This window comes from Bacteroidota bacterium (assembly GCA_016718825.1).
GTDB lineage: Bacteria > Bacteroidota > Bacteroidia > J057 > JADKCL01 > JADKCL01.
In genome coordinates this window covers 41,704-56,943 of the sequence record JADKCL010000011.1, presented here as the reverse complement: position 1 = coordinate 56,943, position 15,240 = coordinate 41,704, and the positions used below count along the sequence as shown (strand labels likewise).

The following is a 15,240-nucleotide window of genomic DNA, read 5'->3' as shown; positions in this document are numbered from 1 at the left end:
AGTTCGGTTTTGTGGACTCCACGGGCCGGATGGCGATTCCTTTTGACTACGAATGGGCTTGTGCTTTCAAAAACGGATTGGCTTGGGTACAGAAGAAGGATCGCTACGGATTCATTGACAAGTCTGGCAAGACGGTGATTCCGTTCAAATACGGGTCCGCCTACGACTACGTCTTCATGGAGGCGCATGGCGCGCCTGTCCTCGACCCCGTTACGGGCGAACGCTTTTTTGTGGACCGCAACGGAAAAGAATACCGGAAAAAGCCATGATTGTACCGCTCGTCTCCCCCGAAATTCAAGCACTTTGTCCGCGGCTTACTTTGGGTTGCATTCAATGCAATGTCGAAGTCACCGACACCCCTGCCGAATTGCTGGCTGAAATCGAAGCAGCCTGCGCAGAGCGTATGGCCAATCTCAAAGTCGAAGGCATTCACGAAATTCCAACGATCGCCGACACCCGCGACGCCTACCGCGCACTGGGCAAGGAGCCCAGCCGCTACCGTCCGAGTGCCGAGGCACTGATCCGACGCGTATTGCAGGGCAAGGGCATTTACCAAGTCAACAATGTCGTGGATCTGCTCAACTTGGTCTCCATCCGTACCGGCTTCTCGATCGGTGGATGGGATTCCGACAAGATCGTGGGCGAACCGATCTTGGGCATCGGCCGCGCCGACGAACCCTATATCACCATCGGCCGTGGCGAGATGAACATCGAATATTTCCCGGTGATGCGTGATGACCTCGGCGCCTTTGGCACCCCGACGAGCGACTCGGAACGCACCATGGTGCGCCCCGAAACCAAAAATTTCCTGATGGCCTTCTACGCATTCGGCGGCAGTGCACATCTTAGCGAAGCCATGCAAATGGCCGTAGGCCTGCTCGAAGAATACGGCGGCGCCAACCGTTTCCAAACCCACCATCAACTCAGCTAATAAGGAATTAGGCTCAAAAGCACTTTTCACTTTTCACTAATCACTTTTCACTTCCCTATGGCCAACGAAAATTGCATTCTCCTGAGCAACGTTACTGATCTGGCGCTGGTTCATCAACGCCTGACGATCGCCTACGGTGCGGACGGCTTTTCTACCGAAGGCACCGCTGAGAATTGGCGAACGGTTTCCGTGACGCGGCGCAAGCTGTTTACCAAGGCAACCGTGACGTTTATGCCGCTGGATGAAGGACAATTGGTAGAAGCCAAGAAACGACTGCAGCACGTGTACCAGAGCATTCCGGCCGACAATCCGGATATTTTGGCGCGGTTGCGCACCAAAATTGCGACGAGCCGTTTGGCGATCGATGTGCAAGCCCCTGGCGGATTGCGTGGTCTTGAGGAAGCTGTTTTTGCTGTAGCCGAGTCCTTGGACGCCATTATTTTCTGGCAAGGCAGCAAGATGCTCGACAAAACCGGCAAACTCATCATGGACTTTCAAGGTCGGAGCGGCATCTCTGAATTACCAGTTCAGGTCGATTCCTCCGAATTTGACGCTTTGACGCCTGTGACCGAATCCGGAAGTGCACGCAAAAGCAAGACGAATGCGTTGTTGATCGCGCGAAAAATTCCGGTGGCTTCGGCGCTGCCGCCGATCGAAGGCGACGAAATTGCCCGCATCCGGCCGGTAGCCGAGGTGGCGCAAAGGGCCTTGGCCCTCATGATTGTCGCAGTCAAAGCCGAAGGCTTGGAAGACGAAATCGTGCAACAAGTCATCGCCGCCTTCGGGATCGCCCCCTTCCTCAGCCCGCAGGAAAGTGCGTTTATACAAAATCCGAATCCTTCGCAGCAAGACAAAATCAACTTCATCTGGCGTTACGAAAGCCTTTGGACCCTGCTTTGGGTCCTCGGGCACATCGATTCGCTCGAATTCCCCGACAAAATCTGCGATGTCCCCAAATCTGTACAGGTCATCCATGAAGCGGGTAGCTTTGAGGCTTTCCTCGCCAAAAGCACGCTGCGATCGGTCGGAGAGATTTTGGACCAATGCGACTTGGCTTACCGCCTCAACTGGGCGGTGGTGAATGCCCGCCTCCGCGGAGAGGCTGCCCCGGCCAACATGGAATCCGGTGTGGTCTACGAACGCCACTATGCACTCAATTGGCTGCGCTGCTACTTCGACCAGGAATGGGACAACGTCAGGACGGATACTTGATTCCGGAGGCCGATTAAAAATTACATGTTGCAACATTTAATCTGTAGCTGCGTTTAGGATGTAGCGGTTCCGACTTCCTGTTGGTCGGTTTCCATGCACAAAGGAAAAATGAAAATTCGAATCATCTTCTTGTTGGCCATTGTGGCCATTTTTCAGCAAACCGCATTTGCCGGCGGCGGCGAATTGATCGTCTTCACGGGTGATGCCGAGGCGGCTGTCACCAAGGATTTCAAGGAAAAGTTCCTGCCGCAGATCAAGGAAATGGCCAAAAGCCAAGGTATAACATTGACGGAAAAAAACATTTCCAAAGGTGCGCCCGCCGAGGTCACATTTACGCCCAGCATTTACTTTCAGAATCACCTGGGGCGCTCGCTGTACATCGGCCGTTACCAATACATCGACAAACTCAAGACCTTCATCCGCACCGTGAGCCGCATGCCGCAACCGCTAGCAACCAATGAAAAGCATGATGTGCTCGTTTGGAAAAGAGACCGCGCAACGGTGTTTTCGCCAGTGAAAATTACCGCCCTCGCTGGCGTGGTACCTGAGGGTCACGATGCAGCTGCTTTTCAAAAAGCTGCACTTGCAGCCTTGGCAAGAGGCGCGAACAATTTTACCCTTCAGACGCTTTACACCGCCCAACGCAGTGACCGCGCGATGTACCTTGCGATTTATCCGTACCACGGTACCGACGGCAAATTTTTCCTCTCCGCCGAAATGTATTCCCAGTTCAATTGCATCGAGCCCATTTACAAACGTTTCGAAAAACCATTCGAAGGCACCTGGAAAAGCTGGGAAAAAGTCGTGGAGGAAGCCGGAAAGGTGCTTCAGGCGGAGATCGCGGCACAATTGGCGAGTACCACCAAAGGCGATGGCATGTTGCCCGTTCCTGCCAATACGATCACAAAATCTTGGGAAGAACTGGGCCTGAAACTTCCGAAAGCGCCCGAGGGAGCAGCTGCTACTCCTGCTACCAACGTCAGCTTGGGAACAAAGTGGGAATTCGCGGGTCCCGTAGAGGCGGGCGGGTCGGTGCTCAACTTCAGCTTCCTCGCGCCAATGGATTACTATGCCGGCGAAGTCAAGACACTGTTCGGCAACCTCGAATTGTCCGCCGGACCCGGCATCGAACAAGCGATGGGCAAATTTGGCATTGAGACCGGTTCGCTGACGATGGGTGATCAAGGCTTGGATGCGCACGTCCATGAAATGATCGGCATCCTCAAGGACCCCAAGGCATTTTTTACATTCGAGAAAATGATCAGTATGGAGAATCCCAAGCTTGCCTTCGGGGTGCTCACCCAATTTGCGGTCCGCGGCCAACTCGAATTCATGTCGGTCAAAGTACCGCTCGACGTGACAGCGCAAATGGAACCCGTCTTGGATGAGAATGGCAATGCCCGTTTGTTGGTCAATGCTGCATTCGGATTGCGCCTCAAGGAATACTTCGGATTGGACGGCCCCGACGGACCTCAACCGGCCGCCGATTCGATGCAATTCTTGCTCAATTTCCTGCTGAAACCTGCCGCCTGATCAGGGCAAACGGGTGTAGGTGCGCTTGACCGCACTACTGCCGAAGGCGTTGAAATGCCACCACTCCGTTTTGATGTCAAAAAATCCAGCTTTGCGCATGGTGGAGCGCAGTAGCATCCGGTTGGCATGTTGCTCCTGGGTGAGTTTGCCATTCGCCAGCATTTGACCTTCCAACTGCGGTTGCGCCAATTCGCCAAAAAAGTCAAACGGCGTTCCCATGTCCAGCTCCTTGACCGAGACTGTCGGCGATGCTCAAGTCCACGGCGCAGCCATAGTTGTGAATCGAACCTTCAGAAGGCGGCGCGAGGTAATTCCGTTTGTTGGGAATGTGCAACGAATCCCACATAAACTGCTGCACACGAAACGGACGCACGCCGTCAAAAACGAGCAAAGTATAGTTGGGATGCTGTTCGTGGAGCAGTTCCTGGGCCTTTTTCAATTTTTCAGCGGCTTCCTTTCGAAGGAAACATTTTTCCAAGTCGCCATAGACATCGGCCTTCACGAAGTTGTCGAGGGTGGTGTATTTCAGGTCGATCTTGATTCCCGGAATGTATTCTTCGAGATCGACCAAGCCTGAATCCCGGAACATTTTTTCGTATTCCGACATCGGTTTGGGTTGCTCCACGGGCTTTTCAACGGGTGGTTGCGGTTCCGTCGGAATGGTTTTCGGTTCCTGTGCAGGCGGATTGCATGAAAAAATCAGCAACAGGGCAAAGGCAAACGGGAAGGCAAATCGTTGGTAACGCATGGATGTGGTCTCAATCGAGGCCAATGTTACAAAAATTTTACGGCTTGGCTATTTCCTGAGGTCGGCCGTCTCAAACTGTTGCCGGCCATTTTCCCGCGGGAAGATGTCGTTGCTGCGGTCAGTGTCGGGAATGAGGTGATCCGGATCCAAGACAAAGGCCAAAATCGGACGGTCAGAATAGATTTCCTTGACGAATGTCGGATTGCCCTGCATCCAAACTTCGGCAGGCAGGCGGTACCGCACGCGGCTACCATCGGCGAAGAGCGCCTGTACTTGCACGGGCAAAATGCAGCCGCCATTCCGCTCGACAACTATTTGATAGGCATGAAGGGCGGTGGAGGTGTCAGGCTTGGCCTTTGCCTGCTGCAACAAGTCCCGCAAAAATTCGTCGTTGGCCTCGGCGCTCGTGCTTTCCATGCCTGAATAGTGGTCGGTCAGTTCCGGTTTGTCGTCGGAATAGCAGGACCAAGAGGTCGGTCCCGGCATCGCAATCTGATGTGGATCGACATATCCTTTGGCTGCCCTGTTTTTGGAAAGCAGGAAATGCTTGACCTTCCCGATCCCCATTTCCAGGGATTGTGATTCGTAGAACCACGTGCGCCAAAACCAACTCAAAGCATGGCCCGAGGCATCTTCGATGGTGCGGAAAAAGTCAGCCGGCTCCGGATGCCGGAAGGCCCATCGACGGGCATATTCCTTGAAAGCCATGTCAAATGCTGTCGGCCCCATGACCTCATTTCGCAAGATATAAAGCCCGACCGCAGTCTTCTCATAGCTGATGCTTGCATTGTCGCGCAACGACTCCGGGTTCGTCATGATCGGCTGATGGTCGGAACTCAGCATGAAGTCCGCAAGGTTGTCTGCCGGTCCGCGACGAAGCGGGAAACCCTTTTCAAAGGTTTGTTCGGCAATGATCTGACAAAACGAATTCAACCCTTCGTCCATCCAAGCCCAGCGGCGCTCGTTGCTGTTGACGATCATCGGGAAAAAATTGTGTCCGACTTCGTGGATCACGACGCCGATCATCAGGTATTTGGCCTGTCGCGAATAATAGCCCGACGAGGTCGGACGCCCGCCGCAAAATGCCAAGGTCGGATATTCCATTCCCCAGACAGGCCCATGCACCGCCGTCGCTACTGGATAGGGGTAGTCGATCGACAACCGCGAATAGGTCTGCAAGGTGTGGATGATGGCATGCGTGGCATACTTGTCCCAAAGAGGAATGGCCTCGTTGGGGTAAAGCGACTGCGTAAGCACCTTGTTGGCGCCGATTTGGACATAGGCCGCGTCCCAGGCAAATTTCCGGGAGCTTGCAAATGCCACGTCACGGACATTCGACGCTTGGAAATGCCAGACTTTGCGGCCCTTGGCCTTGGATTTTTGATTGGCCTTGGCTTCTTCGGGCTTGACGATAAACTGCGGCTTGCCAGGTTGGGCATTCAAGTTTGCCAATCGCTCCTGTTGCTCTTTGGAAAGCACTTCTTTGGGGTTTTGCAGGCTACCACTCGCCGTCACCACATGGTCTTCGGGCACATCGATGCGCAAATCAAAGTCACCAAATTCCAAGCCGAATTCGGCGGGACCGACGAAAGGTTGGTTTTCCCAGCCTTTGACGTCGTCGTAGACACACATTCTGGGGTAGAATTGCGCGATTTCGTAGATGTAGTTTCCGTCCTCGGGAAAAAATTCATAGCCGCTGCGGCCTTCGGCGGCACGGGCGTCGTTGATGGCAAAGCTCCAATGGAGCTGCAATTGCACGGAATCGCCAGGGGCCAACGGCTTGGCGAGGTCCACGCGCATGTTGGTCTCCACGACCGTATGCGTCACGGGGCGACCACCACTCGTAACCTGCAAATCTTCGATTCCACCCACAAACGTCGGTTCCTGGGTAAAGTGCCGGTCATATTGGGAGGGATTGGAGAAACTCTTGCCTTGGGTGATCTGCCGGATCATCGCATCGGGTTTGCGCAGGTTCTGATCGAGCTGCATCCACAGGTAGGTGAGGGTATGCGGACTCCGATTGTGGTAGGTCACGGATTCGTCCCCGGTGAGGCGCTGCCGCACGTCGTCGAGCACCACATCAATTTTGTAATCGGCGGATTGTTGCCAATAGGAGGGACCGGGTGCGCCGGACGCCAAGCGCGAAGCACTCGGTGTAGGCCATTCCCAGGAAAAAGGCTGGAAGGGATTTGCGTTTTGGGCAGGCAGTAATTCGAAGCACAAGGAGGTGGCCCAAACCAAGACACATAAGTGCCTCATTTGCACATCGTTCAACATTTGCCGCTTCCCATTCATCTACACAACAAAGTTACTGCGTTTTGGAATGGTTGCAGCCAATGATGGGCCAAGAATTTTATTGAATGCGTGAAAGTAGTGTCCAAACGGTCTACAACGACAAAATCAAAACGATGCAATTCCCTGCGGGATCAGCCTTCCAAGCCAATTCGCAGAAATTGCATCGTTCTGTTTAGCGCAACAAATGCTGCGTCAACGGGTATCGGGTCAAGCTTGCTCGACGATCACGATTTTTTCGATCTTGTCGCCTTGCTTGATGCCATCCAGAAATTCCAAACCTTCAAACACTTTGCCAAAGCATGTGTTGACGGTCCAAGTGGGCAGTCGAGCTGCGGCTCAATACGATAAAAAACTGGGAACCGCCGGTATCTTTACCTGCATGGGCCATTGACAAAACGCCACGGTCATGGAATTGCTTCTCGCCATGGGTTTCGCAGGGAATGCGGTAGCCGGGACCGCCGCGGCCTGTACCTTCGGGACATCCACCCTGGATCACAAAACCTGGCAATACGCGGTGGAAATTCAGACCATTGTAAAAGCCTTTGTTGGCAAGATCAACGAAGTTTTGAACGGTCTTCGGCGCCTCTTTTTCGTAAAGCTCCGCCTTCAGCAGACCTTTCGCAGTATGTATTTCAGCAATTTTCATAGGAGGCAAAATTAGCAAACCCTGTCCACAGGAGGAAACGATTGGCAGCGTGAAATGAGAATTAATACAAAATGCTGCCTAAACCATCCTTTTTTGAACTATTTTAACCTGCTATGGGTTTTAACCCTTTAGAATTGAATGGAGAAGTATGGATAATGTAATCGAAAATTCTAGGGTTGTTTACAGCTACGAAGATTATGTCGCCTTGTGCGAAGCATTGCTTGCTGAAAACAAAACCACAGGCGCAATACAAACGCCTGAGTATGTTGAGTACACCAAAATGAGCGTACAGCGGATGCACCGCATTTTTAAGACAACCGAAATCGATCCTGCACTTACGGCTGCATTGAATGGCCTCAAAGGCAAATATCATTGGATGGTGATCTCTGAGGCATGGTGTGGTGACGTAGGACAAAATTTGCCGGTTATCGCAAAAGCTGTCAAAGACCATCCACAGATTAAACTGGAAATGATCTTGCGTGACGATAATCTCGATTTTATGGATCAATACCTGACCAATGGAGGTCGATCGATCCCCAAACTGATTGTCACGGACCTCTCTTCTGGTCAAGTTGTCGCCACTTGGGGACCGAGACCGCAGGCCGCGCAACAACTGATCATCGACTACAAGGCTTTGCCCGATCGCAAGCCCTACGCCGAGTTTATCATTGACATGCAACTTTGGTATTCCAAAGACCATACGCGCAGTCTTCAAACCGAATTGCGCGCATTGGTGCTTTCTTTGGAGTCGGCTGAAGATTAGGCGTGTACGAAAATTCTTCCGCATCCAATGAATTCGGTTTGCTGGGTATTCTGAAAAAGTTTAGATTTGTCTAAATTCTTTGTTTAGTTGCCTTAAAGACGCAAGGATATGGGAAGCATTCGAGATTGGTTATTGGGAATGAGTCCGATTTGGATGGCGCTGATTGCCACGACCTTTACTTGGGGAATTACCGCAATGGGCGCTGCGACGGTGTTTTTCACGCGCACAGTGAACCAAAAGCTGCTGGATGCCATGCTGGGTTTCGCTGCGGGTGTAATGATTGCCGCGAGCTATTGGTCCCTGTTGGCTCCCGCCATTGAGATGTCAGAGGAGGCATTTCTTTCAGGCGAATCAACGGTTCCGTCATGGGTTCCTGCCGCAGTTGGCTTTATGGCCGGGGCATTGTTTCTCTTTGCGATCGACAAGGTTTTGCCCCACTTGCACATCGGTTTTCGCACGGAGGAGGCCGAAGGCATCAAGACCACTTGGCACCGTTCAATTTTGCTGGTGCTTGCGATCACTTTGCACAACTTTCCAGAAGGATTGGCAGTCGGTGTGGCATTTGGTGCACTCGCCTATCACGATGTTATAACCTACGAGATGTTGGCTGCCCCCATAGCGCTGGCAATCGGGATCGGCCTACAAAATTTCCCCGAAGGCTTGGCGGTGTCCATGCCCTTGCGGCGCGAGGGTTTCAGCCGTCGCAAGAGCTTTTTTTACGGACAGCTTTCGGCGGTCGTCGAGCCGATCGCAGGCGTATTGGGCGCCATTGCCGTGCTTGTCATGCAGCCACTGCTGCCTTATGCTTTGAGCTTCGCTGCAGGCGCCATGATCTTTGTGGTCGTCGAAGAATTGATCCCGGAGTCGCATCGCAAAGGAAATACGGACTTGGCGACCATGGGTGCCATGGTTGGATTCACCGTGATGATGGTATTGGACGTGGCTTTGGGCTAGCCTTGCCTATTTCATTTTGCTGAGATGCGCGGCAAATCCACCAATGAAGAGGATCGACAATCCGATTCCCAATCCGACCACAAACATCATCAACACCTTTGGGTCGATCGGCACGTCGGGATTGCTGAAGCTGGTATCCAGGTAGTCCATCCCGATTTTCCCTCCGATGATCGACATGATCGCCGAAATGGTTTCAAAGGCAGCGTAAAGGAAAAAGCCGATTCGACGCATGCCCAGCAAAAAGATGGCCGCAACCAACTTTCCCAGACTCATGACATAACCTGTCGCCGAAATCCACAGCGGCAACGGGACATCGTTACGACCTAGGTCCGGAATCAGCTCTTTTAATCCGGCAAGGCCAAATGCAAAAACGGCTCCGATTATGGTCATAATTGCCAAGAGTGTAACAAGGATCGGCCTGGGTCTGGGGAGGGTATTGTCTTCCATTGTCAATCATTCAAGGTAAAAGGGAATATTTCTGATGGAAGTTAGAACTTTTTGCGGCAAAAGGAGAAGCCGCGAGGCAAGGTTTTTTATTTGAATTTCAGCTGAAACCGGTGCGGGAATCTTGGATTCACGCGGCAACAATCTCATTTGTAACCGAGAGGGATTAACTTTGGAGTATGAAATTGCTGCGCACTTTCCTGTTGTCGGCCCTGTTTGGGTTTCCCTGCCTGCTGGCAGCACAATACAATTTGGAAGAATTTGGGGTCGAGGCCGGGCCTGGATTGTCCATGCTCATGAGTGGAACGGGGAATGCCATCGGCCCTGCAGCCAATGCAAATGCATTTTTTTCGCATTATGCCTGTGGGAAGGGTTATGGCTTCCATATCAATGCCGGTGCAACGGCGATGTTCCCTTCGACCGCAGATGGCTCCACGATGACCGACCAACTCTCCACCTCCAAAATGCAATTTTCATTTGTGAGTCTGGACGTCGCAGTATTGGGAAAATTGCGGATTCACGAATACCATCGTCCGAGGGAATGGGCCGTTTTCTTGGGGCCGCGATTGCAAGTGCCCTTGCTCGCAAGGTATTCCAATGAGGTGGGGCAAGGAAGCTTGGCAAGCACGACCTCCAGCGTTAGCCGCATTTTGCCCGGCATCGAATTGAGCATGCAGTTTCGGCAGCCGATCGGAAAAAAGAAGTCATGGTTCATTCATCCGGGAGCAGCATATTTTTTTCCTCGTGCCTTTAACGCACATATCAATCCTGGACCCAAGCCGCTTTATTTCTTCTTGAATTTTGGCTACGCCCTTTGGGATCAGCGCGGATGATGGAAAGATTTTAGTTTTCGGCCAAGTATCGCTGTATCAGCGTTTGGAACATGGGATCCTTGTCCTGTTTCAATCGCTCCTCAAAATAGCTTTTCAATGCCTCGGTTTTGTTCAGTTCGCTCAAAGTCTGCAAGGCAGTAAACCTGAGCCAACGCCCATTTTTTTCATCGACAATCCGTTGAAGCATTTTGGTTCCCGACTCCTTTTCCTCGGCAGGTCGCTGATTCAAATACTCTCCCATCCCACGCAGCATGGCTATTTTGGCACCTCCGTCGGTATTGGAATCAAAGAGATGCGTTTGAATAAACGGCAAAGCCTCCGCAACTCCGGCATCCTTCAGGATTTTGGAGATCATGCCGACGAGATGCGGTTCAGGTTGGGACATCAGTTTTTTGGCATGGGCAAGACCTTCGTCCGGGGAAAGCGCGTAGTAGGTCTCAAGGGCAAATTGACTGACGGTATAGCTGCTGTCTTGAATCCCGGCAAGCAAGGCAGCGGCGGCGGCCGGCTTCAAAGTTGCAGGCATGTTGCCGAGATTGCTGTGTAAAAACAAGGCAGCGCTGATGCGCAGGTGGGTGTTGCGATCGCCCAGAAATCCAATTCCCATGTTCAAAGCTGCGGCTTTTCCCCCTGCGAGTCCGCCCTCTATTTCCTCGAGAAGTTTGGTCCGGGTGCCCCAAAAAGGATCTTGTGCAAGGATGACCAAGGCTTGCAATGCCGAGTCGGTGATTTGGTTAAAATCGATCCCATCCAACGCCGCTGCCTTGCGTGCATAGCCCTTGGAGGTGATCGCCTGTCGCATCAATGCCGCTTCAGCTTGGCCTGTGTCACTTTTGATCTCAAGGAGCAAGTCTTGCTCTGGATCGACAATGACATAGTCCGGTGCCTTGGAAGCCGCAAACCTGAATGTCGTATCGGCGGATTCAAGCCAAACCAGCGTTTGCTCGGGTACGCCCTTGGTCACCAACTCAACCGTCAAGGGCAACCGAAAAATCGGGATTCGGGTCTGGTCCTGCACCTGCTGAATGCGCAGGCGGTACTCTCCATTTTGAAACGAGTGCCCCAGTTTCAATTCGGGATGCCCTGCGGAAAGGTACCATTGGTCAAAAAACCAATTCAGGTCTTGCCCTGTGACCGCTTCGAAGGCCAGCCTCAATTCGTGAATCTCAACATCTTGGTATGCATGTTTTGTGAGGTACTGTTTCAGCGCTTCAAAAAACGCCTCATCACCGATCAGCTTGCGCAGCATGTGCAACACCTGTCCGCCTTTTTGGTAACTGTGGGCATCAAACAAATCATCTGCTAATCCATGGTGAAACCGGATGATCGGATGTTTTTGCCGCATCGCACTGCGCATGTACGCCATGCGGTCATCGAGCAAATGTGCCGTTGCGTCGTCGTAACCGTATTTGTATTCGATCCAGAGATATTCCCCGTAGGTCGCGAAGCCCTCATTCAAGCTGAGATTGGCCCAGCTTTCACAAGTCACCAAATCGCCAAACCATTGGTGAAAGAGTTCGTGGGAAATGATGTCTTCATAGCTGTTGTCGAGGTGTTGCCTTGCATCGTGTTGTAGCCGGTCAAAATGCGTGGTCGAACTCGTGTTTTCCATTGCACCCGAGATAAAATCACGCACGACAACTTGTGCGTACTTCTGCCAAGGGTATTCAACACCGAGTTTGTTGGAGAAAAACTCCATCATTTCCGGGGTTTTCCCAAAAATCAAGCGTGCATAAGGCTCATATTGGTGCTCCACATAGTAGCTCACTTCACGGTCGCGCCAGCGATCCTTCACAATCGCATAATTGCCCACCGCCATCATAAAAAGATAGGGCGCATGCGGTTTGTCCATCACCCAGAAATCGGTGCGCATGCCGTCTGACTTGGGCTCGGAGCGTACAAGCAAGCCATTGGACAACGTCTCAAAGGAGTCCGCAACCGTGATCGAGATTTCGGCGGTGCATCGCTGATTGGGGCTGTCAAAAGTGGGGAACCATGCGGGACTGCCATGGGTTTCTCCTTGCGTCCAAGCCTGCCGGGGCTTTCCATTCTGCTCACCCCGGGGATTGACGAAGTAAAGACCTTGGTCGGCCGCATCTTCTTCGGTAAGCAAACTATCCAGCATCGTCGGGCGCGCCGTGTACCGAATGGCAACCTTCAACGATTCGTCGCGTGTGTAGGTGCGATCCAGTTTGATCGTGATTTTTGTATTGTCGTAGCCGTATTTCAACGCATTTCGACCACTCCCTGACGCCAAGGAAATGTCATGAATGATAAAGCCCTTTGCATCGAGGACCACTTGGTCTTGGCTCTCAAACCAAGGTTTGATCGTCAGAATTGCCTTGCCGTCCAATTCTTCATGTTCCCAATCAAAGGAGACATCCAACTGTGTATGCAGCAGGTCAAAGTATTTGGTATCCGAGGGGCGGTAAGGAAAATTGGGGTTCTGCGGCTTCAGACCTGTGCTGCGGGATGCTGCCGGAACGTTGGAGATTGGGCTCGTACCCTTAACCGGACCAGCATTGGGGGTTTGATGTTTGCAGCCCAACGACAACAACAATAGCAGGAATGGAATGAGGGAACGGCCTTGCATTTGGGAATCAATGATAAAATCGGCAATTTTCCGCCGCAAAGGTGCGGAACTTCCCCACCATTCACAACGAAAGCGCAACGCAATGTTTGAAGCAAAGGTTAATGGAGCACAAGTTTTTGAGGTCGCACTCACCGGAAAGACCTATTCGCTCAATGGCGAACCTGCTGCGGCAGACATTCAGCAGCTGAATGCGCATTCCTACCAAGTCTTGTATCAAGGTGCTTCGCATACGGTTCATATCGTAAGTGTGGACCGCGAAGCCAAAACAGTCATTTTGAAAGTCGATGGCAAACGCGCCGAGGTGGTTTTGAGCACGGAAATGGACCGTTTGCTCAAGAAACTCGGACTTGAAGGCGCTGGCAAGGTAAAGGTCAGCGATATCAAAGCACCGATGCCGGGTTTGATTCATTCGATCAAAGTCGCTGAGGGTCAGCAAGTGGCCAAAGGAGATGCGCTGCTGATTTTGGAAGCGATGAAAATGGAAAATGTCATCAAATCCCCGGCGGATGGCGTGGTCGGTAAAATCAGCATCGTGCAAGGCCAAAACGTGGAAAAAGGAGCCGTCCTTGTTACCCTGAAATGATCTGGACCAATTTCCGAATTCATCCTTAATTTCGGAACTCACCCTTGACGCAGCTTCACGAGCATGAGCGGAACCATATTTCTGGCAGGAATCCTGCAATTTCAAAGCCGCGCGCTTTTTGAGGAAGCCTTGGAAGCGCTGCGCACCGAGGAAACCTATTCGGAGCAACAATCCCTCATTCCGATTTTTCAAGAAGCGATGGTGAGCGAAACCCTGATGGTTTTGCGGCATACTTCCAAGCTGTCAGGTAATTTCTACGATAGGCTGATGTCGGAGGCCTATTTGCTCTCCGAATTTGCCGGCCGGGGTTATATCGCCGGGGTCTTGCGCGACGCGCGCCCCAAGGTGCAGGTGGCGATGGCGGCGATGAGCCACCCTGTGATTGATCCGTACAAAGCACAATCCGACCCGGAACCGGCTGCCGATTATTTTCCAAGGCTTGCCGACACATTGCTGGAGTATCGCTATCATTCCGAAGGTCGTGATGCCACGGTCGCTTGGATCGCGCGCATCCGCAAATTCGGGAAGTACGACTACCTCTGCTTTCCAGCGTTGGGTTCTGACGATCCCCTCAACGATTGGTGGGATGGGCATTATTTTCTCAAGTCAGGCGCGAAATGGTACAGCGTTACGACGGATTTGGATGCGCAGGCATTGAGCGACCCAGCCGACGAAGAAATCCAATTGATCATGGATGGCGCGGCGCAGCCGGGACAGACCTTCTTTTCCTACGTGCCCGGCACGGAAAGCTTTCGGCTCTACACCCACGAAGGATTTGAAGATGCAGAAACCCCATTCGGAGAATTCAGGCGCTGTATGAAGGTGCGGGTGGACCTGTATTTCCTGCCGACCGACGAAGACCGCTATGGCGGCGATGATGCCGACCGGGCATTTAAGCGCGTGACGACCACGCATTATTTTGGAAAAGGTGCCGGCTTGGTCAAACTCATTTTTGAAGACGGCGAATTGGCTTTGACAAAGATGGAAGCTGCTCCAACGGCAGAAGTTGTTGCTCCACCGCCCGCGGAAGAAAATTCTGCAACGCCCAATCCGCGATCAAACTCGGAGCGCGCCAACAACGGCGGAAAGCCTTGGTGGAAGTTCTGGTGATAGTTTTGAAAAGCCCGGGCCCTTGGGCAGTCCACAAAATTTCTTAACTTGTGTCTCTCGTCAGATATGGAGCCTGGACGTGCCACGCATACACCGCCCCCCTTTCCTTCGGAATGGTGCGGGCTTTGGAAAGACCCTGGAGGCAGGGTCATGTTCATCCATCGTTTGGGTGAACGGCAACTCGAGGTAAGCTTTGCCGCCGGCATCCAATCCGCCTTTTTTCCGCTGATTTCCGGGCCATTCCACAGTACGAGGCGTCTGCCCGGTGTATATCAATTGGATAACTACGGCACTCCAGTCTTGCAGATCGAGATCGGCGAACCCTATTCCGGTCCGCGCTACGACATCCATTTTCTGTACGGCGAAGGCGACCGGCTCCGTACGGCGGAATCTTGGGATTTGGCGAGTGGGGTTATTGCACGGCCCAAGCTCGCGCTGGGTTGGCGCGCGGAAAACGAAGACAATTCAGAGACTTCTTGGGCCTATCCGCTCAGCAATTATTGGAAAGCCGAGGAAGAGGAAATGCGTTTCAAAGCCTTTCATGGTTGGTGAGACGGTGTTTCCTCCGAATTATTTTTGAATCAAACGCAATGCA

The 15,240-nt window shown here is 52.4% G+C and carries 13 protein-coding genes and 2 pseudogenes; 10 read left to right on the top strand and 5 right to left on the bottom strand.

All coding sequences use genetic code 11. The features are described 5' to 3' along the window. Positions 1-11: 11 nt before the first annotated feature. The 4 genes from IPN95_14210 to IPN95_14195 all read left to right on the top strand — a co-directional run bounded on the left by IPN95_14210 (position 12) and on the right by IPN95_14195 (position 3,676). On the top strand, positions 12-269 hold the full coding sequence (locus IPN95_14210) for a WG repeat-containing protein (GenBank protein ID MBK9450527.1): 258 nt from the start codon (positions 12-14) through the stop codon (positions 267-269). Continuing rightward, the gene (locus IPN95_14205; protein ID MBK9450526.1) at positions 266-931 is read left to right on the top strand and encodes a hypothetical protein; all 666 of its coding nucleotides are present in this window, start codon (positions 266-268) and stop codon (positions 929-931) included. The genes IPN95_14210 and IPN95_14205 overlap by 4 nt, the downstream gene beginning before the upstream one ends. 57 nt (positions 932-988) lie before the next feature. After that, positions 989-2,143: a DUF4272 domain-containing protein gene (locus IPN95_14200; GenBank protein MBK9450525.1), complete on the top strand. Its 1,155-nt coding sequence runs from the start codon at positions 989-991 to the stop codon at positions 2,141-2,143. A gap of 108 nt (positions 2,144-2,251) precedes the next feature. Continuing rightward, a complete protein-coding gene (locus IPN95_14195) occupies positions 2,252-3,676 on the top strand; it encodes a hypothetical protein (GenBank protein ID MBK9450524.1) in 1,425 nt (474 codons plus the stop codon). Here the strand turns inward: IPN95_14195 and IPN95_14190 are convergent. From IPN95_14190 to IPN95_14180, 3 genes and pseudogenes are all read right to left on the bottom strand, one after another. After that, positions 3,677-4,283: pseudogene (locus IPN95_14190) on the bottom strand (M15 family metallopeptidase). Between the two features lie 189 nt (positions 4,284-4,472). Further along, on the bottom strand, positions 4,473-6,683 hold the full coding sequence (locus IPN95_14185) for a M1 family metallopeptidase (protein MBK9450523.1): 2,211 nt from the start codon (positions 6,681-6,683) through the stop codon (positions 4,473-4,475). Between the two features lie 243 nt (positions 6,684-6,926). Beyond that, positions 6,927-7,365 (bottom strand): annotated as a pseudogene (locus IPN95_14180) (peptidylprolyl isomerase). 148 nt (positions 7,366-7,513) lie between these two features. Here IPN95_14180 and IPN95_14175 point away from each other — a divergent pair. Continuing rightward, a complete protein-coding gene (locus IPN95_14175; protein MBK9450522.1) occupies positions 7,514-8,128 on the top strand; it encodes a thioredoxin family protein in 615 nt (204 codons plus the stop codon). Positions 8,129-8,236: 108 nt separating this feature from the next. Further along, positions 8,237-9,082, top strand: coding sequence for a ZIP family metal transporter (locus IPN95_14170; GenBank protein MBK9450521.1), 846 nt, complete (start codon positions 8,237-8,239; stop codon positions 9,080-9,082). A 6-nt stretch (positions 9,083-9,088) separates the two neighbouring features. Here the strand turns inward: IPN95_14170 and IPN95_14165 are convergent, their stop codons facing one another. Further along, positions 9,089-9,472, bottom strand: a complete 384-nt coding sequence (locus IPN95_14165) for a hypothetical protein (GenBank protein ID MBK9450520.1) — start codon at positions 9,470-9,472, stop codon at positions 9,089-9,091. 233 nt (positions 9,473-9,705) lie between these two features. Between IPN95_14165 and IPN95_14160 the strand changes: the two genes are divergently transcribed. After that, positions 9,706-10,359, top strand: a complete 654-nt coding sequence (locus tag IPN95_14160; protein MBK9450519.1) for a hypothetical protein — start codon at positions 9,706-9,708, stop codon at positions 10,357-10,359. A gap of 10 nt (positions 10,360-10,369) precedes the next feature. On the opposite strand, the gene IPN95_14155 is transcribed toward IPN95_14160, so the two are convergent. After that, complete coding sequence (locus tag IPN95_14155) at positions 10,370-12,952, bottom strand: M1 family metallopeptidase (GenBank protein ID MBK9450518.1); 2,583 nt, start codon at positions 12,950-12,952, stop codon at positions 10,370-10,372. Positions 12,953-13,034: 82 nt separating this feature from the next. On the opposite strand from IPN95_14155, the gene IPN95_14150 reads away from it, so the two are divergent. The 3 genes from IPN95_14150 (at position 13,035) to IPN95_14140 (ending at position 15,197) form a co-directional block, all read left to right on the top strand. Then, on the top strand, positions 13,035-13,535 hold the full coding sequence (locus IPN95_14150; protein MBK9450517.1) for an acetyl-CoA carboxylase biotin carboxyl carrier protein subunit: 501 nt from the start codon (positions 13,035-13,037) through the stop codon (positions 13,533-13,535). Between the two features lie 63 nt (positions 13,536-13,598). Next, the gene (locus tag IPN95_14145) at positions 13,599-14,645 is read left to right on the top strand and encodes a hypothetical protein (GenBank protein MBK9450516.1); all 1,047 of its coding nucleotides are present in this window, start codon (positions 13,599-13,601) and stop codon (positions 14,643-14,645) included. Between the two features lie 66 nt (positions 14,646-14,711). Further along, the gene (locus tag IPN95_14140) at positions 14,712-15,197 is read left to right on the top strand and encodes a hypothetical protein (protein ID MBK9450515.1); all 486 of its coding nucleotides are present in this window, start codon (positions 14,712-14,714) and stop codon (positions 15,195-15,197) included. The last annotated feature ends 43 nt before the right edge of the window (positions 15,198-15,240 follow it).

Coding starts and splice junctions, on each gene's coding strand:
- IPN95_14205 (MBK9450526.1), top strand. CDS start 266: ATGATTGTACCGCTCGTCTCCCCCGAAATTCAAGCACTTTGTCCGCGG.
- IPN95_14200 (MBK9450525.1), top strand. CDS start 989: ATGGCCAACGAAAATTGCATTCTCCTGAGCAACGTTACTGATCTGGCG.
- IPN95_14195 (MBK9450524.1), top strand. CDS start 2,252: ATGAAAATTCGAATCATCTTCTTGTTGGCCATTGTGGCCATTTTTCAG.
- IPN95_14185 (MBK9450523.1), bottom strand. CDS start 6,683: ATGAGGCACTTATGTGTCTTGGTTTGGGCCACCTCCTTGTGCTTCGAA.
- IPN95_14175 (MBK9450522.1), top strand. CDS start 7,514: ATGGATAATGTAATCGAAAATTCTAGGGTTGTTTACAGCTACGAAGAT.
- IPN95_14170 (MBK9450521.1), top strand. CDS start 8,237: ATGGGAAGCATTCGAGATTGGTTATTGGGAATGAGTCCGATTTGGATG.
- IPN95_14165 (MBK9450520.1), bottom strand. CDS start 9,472: ATGACCATAATCGGAGCCGTTTTTGCATTTGGCCTTGCCGGATTAAAA.
- IPN95_14160 (MBK9450519.1), top strand. CDS start 9,706: ATGAAATTGCTGCGCACTTTCCTGTTGTCGGCCCTGTTTGGGTTTCCC.
- IPN95_14155 (MBK9450518.1), bottom strand. CDS start 12,952: ATGCAAGGCCGTTCCCTCATTCCATTCCTGCTATTGTTGTTGTCGTTG.
- IPN95_14150 (MBK9450517.1), top strand. CDS start 13,035: ATGTTTGAAGCAAAGGTTAATGGAGCACAAGTTTTTGAGGTCGCACTC.
- IPN95_14145 (MBK9450516.1), top strand. CDS start 13,599: ATGAGCGGAACCATATTTCTGGCAGGAATCCTGCAATTTCAAAGCCGC.
- IPN95_14140 (MBK9450515.1), top strand. CDS start 14,712: ATGGAGCCTGGACGTGCCACGCATACACCGCCCCCCTTTCCTTCGGAA.